Annotated in this window: 13 protein-coding genes; 4 read left to right on the forward strand and 9 right to left on the reverse strand. The window is 66.5% G+C overall.

Features of this window, described 5'->3' with window-relative positions:
* On the forward strand, positions 1–939 hold a 939-nt coding region (gene cbiB, locus ACE3S9_RS06100), incomplete at its 5' end, for an adenosylcobinamide-phosphate synthase CbiB (RefSeq protein ID WP_374545552.1).
* A 166-nt stretch (positions 940–1,105) separates the two neighbouring features.
* Here the strand turns inward: cbiB and ACE3S9_RS06105 are convergent.
* The 3 genes from ACE3S9_RS06105 to ribB all read right to left on the reverse strand — a co-directional run bounded on the left by ACE3S9_RS06105 (position 1,106) and on the right by ribB (position 4,656).
* Positions 1,106–2,545, reverse strand: a complete 1,440-nt coding sequence (locus ACE3S9_RS06105) for a cobyric acid synthase (protein WP_374545563.1) — start codon at positions 2,543–2,545, stop codon at positions 1,106–1,108.
* Positions 2,546–2,746: 201 nt separating this feature from the next.
* Entirely contained in the window at positions 2,747–3,358 is a 612-nt protein-coding gene (gene cobO, locus ACE3S9_RS06110) for a cob(I)yrinic acid a,c-diamide adenosyltransferase (RefSeq protein WP_374545553.1), read from the reverse strand.
* Positions 3,355–4,656, reverse strand: a complete 1,302-nt coding sequence (gene ribB / locus ACE3S9_RS06115) for a 3,4-dihydroxy-2-butanone-4-phosphate synthase (RefSeq protein WP_374545554.1) — start codon at positions 4,654–4,656, stop codon at positions 3,355–3,357. The genes cobO and ribB overlap by 4 nt, the downstream gene beginning before the upstream one ends.
* A 59-nt stretch (positions 4,657–4,715) precedes the next feature.
* On the opposite strand from ribB, the gene ACE3S9_RS06120 reads away from it, so the two are divergent.
* A complete protein-coding gene (locus ACE3S9_RS06120) occupies positions 4,716–5,465 on the forward strand; it encodes a phosphodiester glycosidase family protein (RefSeq protein ID WP_374545555.1) in 750 nt (249 codons plus the stop codon).
* Positions 5,466–5,471: 6 nt separating this feature from the next.
* Here ACE3S9_RS06120 and aroC read toward each other — a convergent pair whose 3' ends face one another.
* Positions 5,472–6,581: a chorismate synthase gene (gene aroC, locus ACE3S9_RS06125; RefSeq protein ID WP_374545556.1), complete on the reverse strand. Its 1,110-nt coding sequence runs from the start codon at positions 6,579–6,581 to the stop codon at positions 5,472–5,474.
* Positions 6,582–6,905: 324 nt separating this feature from the next.
* Here aroC and ACE3S9_RS06130 point away from each other — a divergent pair, with 324 nt between their 5' ends.
* On the forward strand, positions 6,906–7,754 hold the full coding sequence (locus tag ACE3S9_RS06130) for a DUF1499 domain-containing protein (RefSeq protein ID WP_374545557.1): 849 nt from the start codon (positions 6,906–6,908) through the stop codon (positions 7,752–7,754).
* On the opposite strand, the gene ACE3S9_RS06135 is transcribed toward ACE3S9_RS06130, so the two are convergent.
* The 3 genes from ACE3S9_RS06135 to ACE3S9_RS06145 form a co-directional block, all read right to left on the reverse strand.
* The gene (locus tag ACE3S9_RS06135) at positions 7,755–8,615 is read right to left on the reverse strand and encodes an MBL fold metallo-hydrolase (RefSeq protein ID WP_374545564.1); all 861 of its coding nucleotides are present in this window, start codon (positions 8,613–8,615) and stop codon (positions 7,755–7,757) included. It abuts the gene before it with no gap.
* Positions 8,616–8,743: 128 nt separating this feature from the next.
* Positions 8,744–9,103: a hypothetical protein gene (locus tag ACE3S9_RS06140; RefSeq protein WP_374545558.1), complete on the reverse strand. Its 360-nt coding sequence runs from the start codon at positions 9,101–9,103 to the stop codon at positions 8,744–8,746.
* Positions 9,104–9,293: 190 nt separating this feature from the next.
* Positions 9,294–11,111, reverse strand: coding sequence for a methylmalonyl-CoA mutase family protein (locus ACE3S9_RS06145; RefSeq protein ID WP_374545559.1), 1,818 nt, complete (start codon positions 11,109–11,111; stop codon positions 9,294–9,296).
* Between the two features lie 162 nt (positions 11,112–11,273).
* Between ACE3S9_RS06145 and ACE3S9_RS06150 the strand changes: the two genes are divergently transcribed.
* The gene (locus ACE3S9_RS06150) at positions 11,274–11,834 is read left to right on the forward strand and encodes a DUF1003 domain-containing protein (RefSeq protein ID WP_374545560.1); all 561 of its coding nucleotides are present in this window, start codon (positions 11,274–11,276) and stop codon (positions 11,832–11,834) included.
* Between the two features lie 235 nt (positions 11,835–12,069).
* Here ACE3S9_RS06150 and scpB read toward each other — a convergent pair whose 3' ends face one another.
* Both scpB and ACE3S9_RS06160 read right to left on the reverse strand, forming a co-directional pair.
* Positions 12,070–12,873, reverse strand: a complete 804-nt coding sequence (scpB, locus tag ACE3S9_RS06155) for a methylmalonyl-CoA decarboxylase (protein WP_374545561.1) — start codon at positions 12,871–12,873, stop codon at positions 12,070–12,072.
* Between the two features lie 60 nt (positions 12,874–12,933).
* On the reverse strand, positions 12,934–13,716 hold the full coding sequence (locus tag ACE3S9_RS06160; protein WP_374545562.1) for an LssY C-terminal domain-containing protein: 783 nt from the start codon (positions 13,714–13,716) through the stop codon (positions 12,934–12,936).
* Between the last annotated feature and the right edge of the window lie 344 nt (positions 13,717–14,060).

The following is a 14,060-nucleotide window of genomic DNA, read 5'->3' on the forward strand; positions in this document are numbered from 1 at the left end:
GCCTTGCTCATCGAAGCCGCCATCGGCTATCCCGCGCCGGTCTATGCCGCCGTGCGCCATCCAGTGAGCTGGATCGGCGCCCTTATCGCGCGGCTGGAGCAAATGCTCAACCGGCCCGAGGCCTCGGACGCCCACCGCAAGCTTTTGGGCGTCCTGATCTTGTTGATCGTCTTGGCAGTCGCGTGGACTGTCGCGCGCTTCGCCTCCGATTGGGCGCCGCGAAACCTGTTCGGCTTTATTCTGCTGGCGCTGCTCGCCTCGTCACTGGTCGCCCAACGCAGCCTTTACGACCATGTCGCGGCGGTGGCCGAGGCTTTGGAGCGTGCGGGACTGGAGGCAGGCCGCGAAAAAGTGGCGATGATCGTCGGGCGTGACGTGTCCGCGCTCGATGTCGCCGGGGTTTCGCGCGCCGCCGTGGAAAGCCTGGCGGAGAATTTTTCCGACGGCGTCGTCGCGCCCGCCTTCTGGATCGCGGCGCTCGGCCTGCCGGGCGGCGCGCTCTACAAGGCGGCCAATACCGCCGATTCGATGATCGGCCATAAAAGCGAGCGCTATCGTCAGTTCGGCTGGGCGGCAGCGCGGTTCGACGACCTCATCAACTTGCCGGCGTCGCGGCTGGCGGCTTTGTGGATCCTGCTCGCCGCCGCCTTCACCCCGGGCGCGGAATGGCGCGGCGCCTGGGCGGCGGCGCTACGCGATGCGGGAAAACATCGCTCGCCCAATGCCGGCTGGCCGGAAGCGGCGATGGCCGGCGCGCTCGGCTTCAAACTTGCCGGACCGCGCGTCTATGACGGCGTGACGGTGGACGACGTATTCATGGGCGACGGGCGCGCCGAACTCGACGCCTCGGACATCCGCCGCGCGCTGACGCTCTGCCGCGCCGCCTGCGTGGCGCAGATGCTCGCTTTGGCCTTGCTGGCGTCGGCCCTCCTCAAATGAGAAAGGCAAGGCGAACGGACTTGGAGTGATATTCCGTGCCGCGTCATTGCGAGCCATAGGGCGTCGGAAGACGCCCGTCTTTCGACGGGCTATGGCGAAGCAATCCATGCGGTCGTTCAACAGGTCGAGAGATGGATTGCTTCGCTGCGCTCGCAATGACGGCAAATCATCGTGCTAGCGCCAGCAAAGCATCGAGATCGAGGTGTTTTTCGAGATGCGCGGCCAAAGCGTCGAGCACGCGTTCGACCTCGGCCTCATAGGCGAGGTCCGAGGTCTCGGCGCCGATCCAGCGCAGCAGCGCTGCGCGCTGCGTCTCGTGGCTGAACAGGCCGTGGACATAACAGGCGCGGATCGCGCCATCGGCCGAGATCGCGCCGTCCGGGCGGCCGTCGTCGAAGCGCAGCAGGGGTCGCGCGGCGTCCGGGCCGTCGGTCACGCCGACATGCATCTCATAGCCGGTAAAGGCGGCGCCCTCCGGCGTTGAGACGCCCGCGCAGGCGCGCAGGGTTTTTTCGCCGGTGAGTTCGGTCGCGACATCGAGCAGGCCGAGTCCCGCGACCTCGCCGGGCGGCCCTTCCATGCCGAGCGGGTCGGCGACCGTCTTGCCCAACATCTGATAGCCGCCGCAAACGCCCAGAATCTTGCCGCCGCGTCGGGCATGGGCGAGCAGATCGACATCCCAGCCCTGTGCGCGGAAAAAGGCCAAATCGGCAATGGTCGCCTTGGTCCCCGGCAGGATGATGAGATCGCATAGGGGCAGAGGCTCTCCCGGCGGAATCAGGCGCAGATCGACGCCCGGCTCCAGCTTGAGCGGATCGAAATCGTCGAAATTACTGATGCGCGGAATGAGCGGCACGACGACGATCCTGCCCGCGTCTTTCGACGCCGCGCGGCGCGAGAGGGCCACGGCGTCCTCGGCGGGCAGGCGCGCGGCTTCCGCGAAAAAGGGCACAAGGCCGAGCGCCGTCCAGCCGGTCGTGTCCGTGATGAGCGTCATGCCTTCGGAAAACAGGCTGGCGTCGCCACGGAATTTATTGATGACAAAGCCGCGCACCAAAGCGGCGTCGGCGGGATCGAGCACAGCCTTGGTGCCGACGATCTGCGCGATGACGCCGCCGCGATCGATATCGCCGATCAGCACGACTGGAACGTCATGCGCCCGAGCGAAGCCCATATTGGCGATGTCGCCCTTGCGCAGATTGACCTCGGCCGGACTGCCCGCGCCCTCGACCAGAACCAGATCGGCCGAGCCGCGCAGGCGCGCAAAAGAGTCCGAGACAAAACCGGCGAGCTGCGGTTTCAAGGCCTGATAATCGCGGGCCTTGGCCGTTCCGAAAATCCTGCCTTGCACGACGATCTGCGACCCGATCTCGCTTTGGGGCTTCAGCAGCACCGGATTCATGTGGACGCTCGGCGCGACGCCGCAGGCCCGCGCCTGTAACGCCTGGGCGCGGCCGATCTCGCCGCCGTCCGCCGTCACGGCGGCGTTGTTCGACATGTTCTGCGGCTTGAAGGGCAGCACTTTCAGGCCGCGCCGGATGAAAGCGCGGCATAAGCTTGCGACCAGCAAGGACTTGCCGACATCGGAACCCGTGCCCTGAAACATCAGCGCGCGGGTCACGGCCGCCACCCCGCGAGGTTTTCGCCGCCTCTCCCCGTGTGAACGGGGCGAGGGCAGGGGTGAGGGGCGCGCGCCACGGGACGCGTGATGAGCGGCGCGCGCCATGTTGGCCCCTCACCCCAACCCTCTCCCCGCATGCGGGGAGAGGGGGCGAGGCCCGTTCCTGTGTGCGCGCCGGTCCTCATTCTAGAATTCGATGCCTTCCTGCGCCTTCACGCCGGCGGCGAAATGATGCTTGGTCGCCTGCATTTCGGTGACCAGATCGGCGGCCGCGATCAGTTCCGGCTTGGCGTTGCGGCCTGTGACGATCACATGCAGATCCGGCCGGCGCGCCGCCAGCTCCGGCACCACTTCGTCCAGCGGCAGGTGCTCGTAACGCAAGGCGATGTTCAATTCGTCCAGAACCAGCAATTTTACGCCGGGATCGGCCATCAATTCCTTCGCCTTGTCCCAGGCGCGCTGGGCGGCGGCGACGTCGCGGGCGCGATCCTGCGTCTCCCAGGTAAAACCCTCGCCCAGTGTGTGCCAGGAAACCAGATCGGAAAAGCGCTCCAAAGCCTTGCGTTCGCCGGACTGCCAGGCGCCCTTGCCGAATTGCACCACGCCGATCTTCCAGCCATGGCCGAGCGCGCGCAAAGCGAGCCCGAAGGCGGCGGTGGACTTGCCCTTGCCCGGCCCGGTATGGACGATCAGCAGGCCCTTGGATTCGATCGTCTTGCCGGCGACCTCGGCGTCCTGGACCTGCTTGCGCTTGGCCATTTTCTCGCGGTGGCGCTGGGCCTCAGCGTCGCCGGTCAATTGCCGTCCTCCGTGCCCGAAATCTCGATGCCGAAGCCGGACAAGCCGACATATTTACGCGGCGCCTTGGTGCGCAGGCGGATCGACGCAACGCCCAGATTGCGCAGGATCTGTGCGCCGACCCCGATATCGAGCCAGTTGCGCGCGCGCTCGGTCTCGGCGCCGGTCTCATGAGGCTGGCCAACCAGATTGGCGGGCACGCCGGCCGCGCCGTCGCGCAGATAGACCAGCACGCCGCGACCCTGTTTGCGGAAGCTTTCCAGCGCCGAATTGATCGAATCGCCGCCGCCGAACACATCGCTCAGAATATCCGCGCGGTGCAGTCGGGCGGGAATGTCGCGGCCGTCACCGATATCGCCGGCGACCAGCGCGAAATGCTGCACTGAATCGAACGGCGTGACGAAGGCGTAGCCGGCGAATTCACCGAATTGCGTCTTGACCGGGAAAGCGGCGACGCGCTCGACCAAAGTTTCGCGCGCCTGGCGATAGGCGATCAGATCGGCGACCGAAATCTGTTTCAGCTTGTGCTTTTCGGCGAAGGCCGCGATCTGCGGCCCGACCATCACCGTGCCGTCGTCATTGGCCAGTTCGCAGATCACGCCGACCGGCGGCAGGTCGGCGAGCTTGCACAGGTCGACGGCGGCCTCGGTATGGCCGGAGCGCATCAGCACGCCGCCCTCGCGCGCCACCAGCGGAAAGACATGGCCGGGGCGCACGAAATCATTGGCGCCGAGATTGTTGTTGGCGAGCCCGCGCACCGTATTGGCGCGCTGTTCGGCGGAAATGCCGGTGGTCAGGCCGTGCTTGACGTCCACCGTCACCGTGAAGGCGGTGCCGAGCGGGGCGTCGTTTTCGGCCACCATCGGCGTCAGATGCAGCCGGCGCGCTTCCGCCCCGCTCAGGGGGGCGCAGACGATGCCGCAGCAATTGCGGATGATGAAGGCCATTTTCTCCGGCGTGCACAGGCTCGCCGCCATCACCAGATCGCCTTCGTTCTCGCGGTCGTCGTCATCGGTCACGATCACGATCTCGCCGCGCTTGATCGCCTCGATGGCCTGGGTCACGGAATGCGTCACGGCGTTTTCTCCCATCTTGTCCTTTAAGCCGACCTCGGGCAGAAAGTCGTTCGGCGTCACGGCGCCACGGGTTTCGCGTGCGATGGCTTGCGCAGTCTCGCGCGACATCCAGACGCTTTCCTGATTGCAGAGCTGGCTCACGGCGCCGGGCGTCAGGCCGAGCCGCCGCGAGAACTCGATCCGGCTGACGCCGGATTTGCGCAACCATTCCGCCAGCTTCATGGCGATGAAACTAGAGATTTTCCGGATTTTAGCAATACTAAAATCCGGTCCGGAGCCTCATGCCCTTCCTGTTTCGCCTCGGCGCCTTGTTCGGTTTTCTTCTGCTCTGCGCCGGAGTCGCGCCCGCTTCGGCCGCGCCTTGCGCCGATTTCAAACAGAGCGGGCGGTCCTATACGATCTGCCGGTTCGATCCGAAAAAAGACGATCTGCGCCTGTTCTGGCGCGCGCCGGACGGCGAGCCTCTGGGCAGTTTCGAGGCCGCCGCCGCCACCTTGAAGGAGGGCGAAAAGCTGATCTTCGCCATGAACGCCGGCATGTATGACGCCGCTAACGCGCCGGTCGGGCTCTATGTCGAGAAGGGCGTCGAATTGCGCCGCGCCAATACGCGAGGAGGCGCCGGCAATTTCCATCTCAAGCCCAATGGCGTGTTCTATATCGGCGCGGGGCAGGCGGGGGTGATGGAGACGGGCCATTTCCTCGGCCAGCGCCCCGCGGCGGATTACGCCACGCAATCCGGCCCAATGCTGGTGCTGAACGGCAGGATCCATCCGCGCATCCATGCCGATGGCGTCTCGGCCAAGACGCGCAATGGCGTGGGGGTCGACCGCGAGGGGCAGGTCTGGTTCGCCATCGCCAACGAGCCGGTGACGTTCCACGAATTCGCCAGCCTGTTCCGCGACACGCTGCATTGCGACAACGCGCTCTTCCTCGACGGCTCGATTTCCGCGCTTTACGCGCCCAATCTCGGCCGCAACGATTTTACGCTGCCGATGGGGCCGATGGTGGGGGCGGTGGCGCGGAAGCCCTGATCGGGCCTAACGTGAGAAAGGCCAGCTATATCCCTCACCCTGTTGGCCGCGATGGCGCAAAAAGTGGTCGGCCAGCACGCAGGCGACCATGGCCTCGGCGATCGGGGCCGCGCGCACGCCGACGCAAGGGTCGTGGCGGCCCTTGGTGCGCAGCTCGACCTCGGCGCCATAGCGGTCGACCGAGCGGCGCGGGGTCAGGATGGAGGAGGTCGGCTTGACCGCGAAACGCGCCACAATCGGCTGGCCGGTGGAAATGCCGCCCAGCACGCCACCGGCGTGATTGGCGAGAAAGACCGGCCCGTCATTACCGGCGCGCATTTCGTCGGCGTTTTCCTCGCCGGTCAGTTCGGCGGAGGCGAACCCGTCGCCGATCTCGACGCCCTTGACCGCGTTGATCGACATCAGCGCCGCCGCCAGATCGGCGTCGAGCTTGCCATAGATCGGCGCGCCCCAGCCGGCCGGAACGCCTTCGGCGACGACTTCCAGCACTGCGCCAATTGACGAGCCGGCCTTGCGAATCTCGTCGAGATAATCGGCCCATGTCGCCGCCGCGATGGCGTCCGGGCAGAACAATTGATTGCGCGAAACCTCGTCCCAGTCCCAGCGCGACCGATCGATCTTGTGCGGTCCGACCTGCACCAAAGCGGCGCGGATTTTGACGCCGGGAATCACCTTGCGCGCGACGGCGCCCGCCGCCACCCGCGCCGCCGTCTCGCGGGCGGACGAACGCCCGCCGCCGCGATAATCGCGAATGCCATATTTGGCGTCATAGACATAATCGGCATGGCCGGGGCGGTAGGAATCCTTGATCTCGCCGTAGTCCTTGGAGCGCTGGTCGGTGTTCTCGATCAGCAGCGCGATCGGCGCGCCGGTGGTCATCTGGACGCCGCTGTCGTCACTCATCACGCCCGACAGAATCTTGACCGCATCCGGCTCCTGGCGCTGGGTGGTGAAGCGCGACTGGCCCGGACGGCGCAGGTCGAGAAAAGTCTGGATTTCCTCGGCCTGGAGCGGGATGCGCGAGGGGCAGCCGTCGACCACGCAGCCCAAGGCCGGGCCGTGGCTCTCGCCGAAAGTGGTGACGCGGAAGAGATGGCCGAAAGAATTGTGCGACATGGCTGCTGACCCGATCCTGAAGCCGCCTTCTAAATCATGTGCCGGCAAAGGCCAAATGACCGGGAGATTGCTTGAAGCCGTATCAGAGGCTTTCGGCGCCGACGGGCGCCGCGCGCAGCGGGCGTTTCGAGGCGGCTTTCGCCTCGAAACGCGTCTAGCGGAGCGTAGCCAAGGCGGCGGAGGCCGCCGCCGGCGATTGAGGCCCGCAAGAACCAGGACAATCGCTTTCGAGCGATCGTCCTGGGCCAAATGGCCCGCGCTTGCCTCGCGCGTCGCGGCGGGATACCTGTTTGGCGGAGCGGCTTTTCACGGCGACAGGCGATCATGGGGGGAATGGACAGCGCCTTGCGGCGCATCACGATCGAGGAGCCGGTCTCGCGTCTGGCCGTTCTCTCGACCCGATGCGCCAAACTGGCCTTGCTGCTCGCCGCGCTCGCCCTGGTCGCCGCCCATGCGCGCGGCGCGCTGGCGAAATTTTTCGCCGTCCTCACTTTTCGTCCCAATTCGGTGCCCGACCCCGGCGTCGGCCTGTTCATCTTTCTGGCCGCGCTCGCTGTGGCGGCGCTGGCGCTTTGTCTCGCGCTGGCGGCGGCGGGTTCGATCTGGATCAGGGGCCGGCGCGGCGTCGGTCGGATCGTGGCGACCCTGCTGCTGCTCGGCCTGCTCGTTCCTTATCCAGCCTGGCTGATCTATTCCGCCGGCGCGCCGCCCTGGCTCAGCGATATTTCCACCGATGTCGACGACCCGCCCGCTTTCCTGACCACGCCCGAGGCCGTCGCCGGGCGCAATGGCTGGACGCCCGGGCCGCCGGACCCGGAGCGCTGGCAGGTCCAGCTTTCGGCTTATCCCGACGTCAAGCCGATTACGCTCGACATGGAAATGGACGAGGCGTTCAAGACCACGCGCGAGGCAGTGCTGCAATTGCGCTGGAAAATCCTCGCGGAAGAGAAGCCCGGCGGCCCGAAACGGCCCGAGGGTCATATTGACGCGCTCGCCTTCTCGCCCGCGCTCAACCTGCCGGTGGCCATCGCCATCCGCATCCGGCCCGGCCAGGACGAAACCCGCGTCGACATGCGGGCGGCGACCCGCTATCTGCCGAACGATCTCGGCGCTGGCGCGAAATTGATCGGCAAGCTCAGCGATTCGCTGGAAGAGAGCGACGAATCCAATTGATCAGGCGAGGCGGAACCGAGAGGTCAATTGCGGATCGCCTGCGGTGACGACGGCGCCGCGCGCGAACAGGTCTTCGAGATGGGCGAAGGTCGAGAGCGCGGCGGCGCCTTTCAGGCGCGGATCGAGCTTTTCATAGACCTTTTCAACGATCTCGGGGACGTGCAGGGGGCCGTCGCGCAAAGCGGCGAGAATGGATTGCTCGCGCAGGCGGCGGTGGTGCAGCAAGGCGCGCACGAAGCGCTGCGGCTGGCTCACCGGCCCGCCATGGCCGGGCCAATAGATCGCGTGGTCGAGGCTGCGCAGCCGCTCCAGCGAATCGAGATAGAGCCGCATGGCGCCGTCGGGCGGGGCGACGATGGAGGTTGACCAGCCCATGATGTGATCGCCGGTGAACAGAGCCTTTTCCTCGACCAGCTCGAAACAGAGATGGTTCATGGTATGGCCCGGCGTCGCCAGCGCACGCAAAGTGAAGCCGGCGCCGGAATAAGTCTCGCCGTCGGCCAGCAGGCGGTCGGGCTTGTGGTCGATGTCGTTGGAGGCGTCGAGCTTGTTGATCTCGCCCAGAGCCAGGTCCCGCGCCGGGAAATGCGGCGGACATCCGACGATTTCGGCGCCGGTCTCTTGCTGCAGCAGGCGCGCGGCGGGCGAATGATCGCGATGGGTGTGGGTGACGACAATGGCCATCACCCGCTCGTCCTTGAGGCCGTCGAGCAAGGCGTCGATATGGCCGGGCAGGTCCGGGCCGGGGTCGATTACTGCGACTTCGCCTTCGCCGACGATATAGGTGCAGGTGCCGGTGAAGGTGAAGGGGCCGGGATTGGGCGCGACAAGGCGGCGGACCAGCGGCGAGACGCGCAGCATCCGGCCGGCCGGCGCGTCGAAGGCGAGATCGAAGCGCGGGGGCTCAGTGGAGTCTTCAGCGGGCGGATCAGGATCGGTCATGCCTTAAACCTAGCGCCCCGAAACGCGCCCGCAAGGGGGCATGGCGCTTAGTCGACCTTGCGCGCGGTCCAGCGGCCGCCGCAATAATCCGTGTTCGACGACCACGGACCGGAGGCGGCGGCGCCCTTCACGTCGCCATTGGCGCGCACGATCTTGTCACCGATGGTGAAGCGGCCGACAAAAGTGTTGGTGTCGTCGATATAGCCCCAGGGCGCGACGCCCTGCGTGTCGATGCCGGAAACGCGATTGTCCTTGATCGTGACGACGACCTCGCCCGAGCGCGGGCAATTGCCGACCGTGGTCTGGACCTCGACGCGCCATTGGCCGTCATTGCCCGGCTTGGCCGCCGCCGCGCCCGGAACGGAAGAGAACAGCAGGAACGGAACGACCAGCAATTTCGCGCGCACGAAAACCCCCTGAGCAACCGCAGACGGCGTGCGCGCAATTTCGCGCGCCGCGCCTTCCAGACCTGCGCCGCTTAAGCGGAAAACAAGGCCCGGAGCGTGAATGGATCAAGGTTCGGTCGCATGGATCGCCGATGGTGCAAAGCGCCAAATATCGGCGGCGCCACGAAAATTTCGGGGCGCCGCAAAAAAGTCACGCTTCTTTGAGGGCCTCGCGCAATTGCGCCAGAACGTCGCTGCCGACGAAGACGAAATCGTGCGCGCCGGCCGCGCGCCATTGCGCCTCCAGCTCGCCGGCGCGGCCGGCGACATAGAGCCGGGCGCCGGCGGCGGTCAGCGCCTTGGCGGCCTCGATTCCCTGCTCGGCATAGACGGCGTCGGACGAGCACAGCACGGCGAGCTTCGCGCCGCTGGCCTTGAAACCCTCGGCCAGCGCGGCGGCGTTGGGAAAACCGTCATTGCCCAAAGCCTCGACGCCGCCCGCCTCGAAGAAATTCTTGGCGAAAGTGGCGCGGGCGGTGAAGGCCGCGACGGGGCCGAGATTGGCCAGGAAGATTTTCGGGCGCGCGCCGGAAGCCTCGGCCAGATCGCGCAGGGCCTCGAAGGCTTCCGCCGCGCGATGCGGCGCAAGCGCCTTGGGAGCGGCGGCAGGCGCAAGCGGGACGGGCAGCAGCACGGTCACCGGCTTTTCGTGAATGTCGGGGAATTCGCTGGCGCCGGTGAGCGGATCCTTGCGGCGCGCGACATTTTTGGCGCGCTCGGCGGCGGTCTTGGCCACTTCGGCCTGGAAGGCGCCGTTTTCCAGCGCCTTGGCGATTCCGCCCGCCTGTTCGATCTGCTGGAACAAGGCGTAGCCCTGTTCGACCAGCGAATCGGTCAGCGTCTCGACGCCGCCGGAGCCGGCGGCCGGATCGGCCACCTTGCCGAGATTGGATTCCTCCAGCAGCACGAGCTGGGTGTTGCGGGCGAGCCGCCGCGCAAAGGCGTCCGGCAGGCCGATCGCCTGGGTGAAGGGCAGCACGGAGATCGAATCGGCGCCGCCAAGGCCGGCGGAAAACACCGCGACGGTCGCGCGCAAAAGGTTCACCCAGGGGTCGCGGCGGGTCAGCATGCGCCAGGCGGTTTCGCCGTGAACGCGAATCGGCTTGGCCTCCAGCCCACAGGCGCGCTCGACGCCCGCCCACAGGCGGCGCAGGGCGCGGAACTTGGCGAGGGTGAGGAATTCGTCGGCGTCGGCGGCGAGGCGGAAGTCGATCGCCTTGCGGGCGTCGTCGAGGCTGAAGCCGGCGGCCTCCAGCGCGCGCAGGGCGGCGAGGCCGCTGGCGAGCGTGAAGGCCAGCTCCTGCGCCGGCGAACCGCCGGCGGCATGGACCACGCGGCCGTCGGCGACGATCAGGCCGGATTTGAAGCCCTTGGCAGCGAGGCTTTTGGCCTGCTCGGCCAGTTTCGGCCCATCCGCCGCCCAATCCAGCGCCGCGCCGCTGGCGGCGGCGGTCGCGATCGGGTTGAGGCCGATGGAAATGTCGAGTTTGCTCGGGTCATAGTTGCGCGAAGCGACGAGATCGAGCAGGGCGGCGACATGAGCGGCGGACTCCGCCGGCAGGTCGAGCACGACGCGCAGGCCGGCGTCGAGATGGACGTCCTTCAGCGCAAGGGCGAGCGCGGCGGCGTCCTTCAGGCCGAAGCCATAGGCGCCCGCCGAGCCGGCGAAGACGACATGCAGGCCATTGGCGCCGTTTTCGAGTTCGCTCAAGGCGAGTTCATTGGCGGCGGCGCCGTTCGGATGATCGACGCGGGCGGTCACCGCCCAGTCGCCGCCGGCGCGGAAGGCGCGCGGCTTGTGCGCGGCGCGGGCGTAAAGCGGCTCGATTTCGAAGCCGTCATAGGTCCTGGTGCGGAGCTTTTCCAGCGGGGCGCCCTTGAGGGCGGCCTCCACCTTCTTGCGCCACAGCTCTTCGGTGGCGGGCGCGAAAGAATCGACGAAGGGCGCGGCTTGCTCCGAGGCGGCCATGCGAATTTCTCCTTGTTCCACTGCGCCCTTTTGCCACTTTGCGCGCTGCGGCGCCAGATGTCCTTTGTCGAAGGAAAGGCGGCCGGGCCGCCCGACGAAAGTTCATGAATCGCCGGCCGGCCTGTGGCATTGTCGCGGGAAATTCGCGATCAGGAGCATGGCATGAGCAACGCCTCCGACATGGCCGGGCGCCGCCATTGGCGGTTTCACCTTCCGCATTCCCATCTCAGCCGGGTGTTCGGCGACGACTGGTTCGCCCTCAAGGCTGAAGGCTTCGCGCGTTTTTTCGGCACGCCGACCTTCCTGATCGGGCAGACGCTCATCGTTCTGGTGTGGACGGGGATCAATCTGCTCGGCTGGACGACATTCGACGTCTATCCCTTCATCCTGCTCAATCTGGCCTTTTCACTGCAGGCGGCCTATGCCGCGCCGCTCATCCTGCTCGCCCAGACCCGGCAGGCCGATCGCGACAAGGCCCATAGCGAGGCCGACGCGCTGCATCGCGAAGACCTCCACCGGGTCAGCGAGGAGCGCCAGGCCGAGACGCACCGGCAGACTTGTTTGCTCGTCGAAATGATGGGTCAGAACAACAAATTGACGGAACAAGTTAATGGACTGATGGAGCAGAACATCGCCTTGACCCGCACGGTGCATGAGCTGACCGAGCGGATCGCGACCCTGACCATCGACCTGCGCGACCGGCTCGCCGCGCCTCATGCGTAAGTTCGCTGATCAGAATTTCGGCGGGCGTCTCACGCGGAAGGCGGCGACGCACCGGTAGACCTATCTGTCGATCAAAATAATAGAACACAACAACAAGTTGACGGAATAAGTTAATAGTTTGATGGAGCAGAACGTCGCCTTGATCCGCACGGTGCATGAGCTGACCGAGCGGATCGCGACCCTGACTGTCGACCTGCGCGACCGGCTCGCCGCGCCGCATGCTTGAGCCGGCCGCTCAGAATTTCGGCTGGCGCTTCTCACGGAAGGCGGCGACGCCTTCGCGATAGTCGGGCCCGAGATAGACATTGCGGCGCAGGCCGTGGAGATATTCGTAAGTGTCGGGATTGATCGGCGCGGCGGCGCTGAGCGCCCGCATGGCCTCTTTGAAGGCCGCAATGGCGGCCGGCGAGCGGGTGGCGATTTTCCGCGCCAGCGCCAGCGTTTCGGCCTCCAGCGCGTCCGAAGACGTCAGCCGGTTGACCAGCCCGATCCGTTCCGCCCGCTCCGCGTCGACCGGATCGGCGGTGAAGAACATTTCCTTCACCACGGCGGTGGGCAATTGGCTCATGAAATTGAGAATGCCGACAATATTATAGGGCACGCCGATCTTGGCCGGAGTGATGGCGAAGGTCGCGGTTTCGTCGGCGACGACCAGATCGCAGGCCAGCACGAGATCGCAGGCGCCGCCCCAGACCGAGCCGTGAACCATGGCGATCACGGGCGACGGAAAGGTCTTGACCGCGCGCAACAGCTGCTCCAGCGGGTCGTCATAGGGCAGCGGGTCGCGGTCGGCTTCCGGCAATTCGTCGACGGAATGGCCCGACGACCAGACCTTGTCGTGCTGGGCCGAGCGCAGCACGACGGCGCGGGCGTGCTGGGTCTTGAACACTTCCAGCGCGCCGAGAATGGCGGCGATCATCTCGCCGCCGAGCGCGTTGCGCTTGGGGTAATTGTCCAGGGCGATGAAGCCGACATGGTCCGAAAAGGACGTCTGGATCGGCAAATCGGCGGCGTTCAGCGCGTCGGCGGTCTCGCTCATATTCGCTCCTGTCGGACGGGCCATGCCGTTCAAGCATGGCGCGCCTGTGTGAAAGGCGGATTACGACCTGTCGGCCAAAGCATGGACGATGGCGCTGCGGAGATCGATCTGCGGCGGATTGTCCGGCGGCGCCACGGCGACGCCCGGCGTCAGCGCGCAATCGGGCGCGAGCACGCCGATCAGGATGTCGCCATCGGTGAAATAGGGATCGCCGCCGCCATTGCGGCCGTGCAGGGTCGGGCCGATCCCCTCGATCTGGAAGAAGGAGCGGATCGCGCCGGCCTCGGCGAGTGAGCGGCCGACGAAATCGCGCTCGGCGTCGAGATCGGGCCCGATGCGATGGGTGACTTGCAAGGTGTAATGGCTGAGTTCGACGCGCGCGTCATAGGAGGCCGAGGCGAGCCAGAGCGGGCGGCCGTCATAGGGCGCGCCGGCAATCCGCCACAGCCGGATATGATGGCGCCGCGCGGCCGAAAGCCCGACGGGGCGCTCGAAAGCCATGTCCTCGACCCGGCCGTCGAGGAACAAAGGGCTGACCGGGGCGGCCAGATCCTGGCGTCGCAGGGCGACGCTGCCGACAATGCCGATGCTGGAGCGCAAGGTGATGGCGTCGGCGAGCGTCCAACCTGCCGCGCGAAAGGCGCAGGTCACTTCGGCGCGGTCGCCGATCAGGCCGAAATTGATCGGATCGCCGGGCAGCCCGAGGCTGGTGCGGGTGACGAGATCGCGGCCCGCCACCAATCTTCCCCGCTCCGCGCGCTTCCAGATTGCGGGCAGAGCGAGATAGGCGATGATCGCCCACATCGAAATCAGGATGCCGAGCCAGAAGCCGAAACGGCGCAAGCCTTTGCGTCGCGGCGGGAGCGAAGGGCTGGAAGCGGACGCCGACATCGCTTCAGGTCATCAGGATTCGGGCGCCCTCGCAAGGGGCGCTCCGGGGGGTGTTCCTGGGGGCGTTCCTGGGGGCGCTGCTCGGGGCGTCCCATTCTCGCCGCCTTTTTCGGGCAGTTACGCCTTCCGAGAAACGCGCGGGCGATTCACCTTTGGTTAAGCTCGCCAGGCGTTTGTTGCGATGCGGCGCCTTGAACCGGCGCCCTGCGACGAGGAACGACACAGTGCGACATTTGAGAAAGACCGGACGGGCGGCGGGCCCCGCTCTGTTGCTGGCTCTGGCTCTGGCGGCGTGC

It is taken from the genome of Rhodoblastus sp. (genome assembly GCF_041915505.1).
GTDB lineage: Bacteria > Pseudomonadota > Alphaproteobacteria > Rhizobiales > Beijerinckiaceae > Rhodoblastus.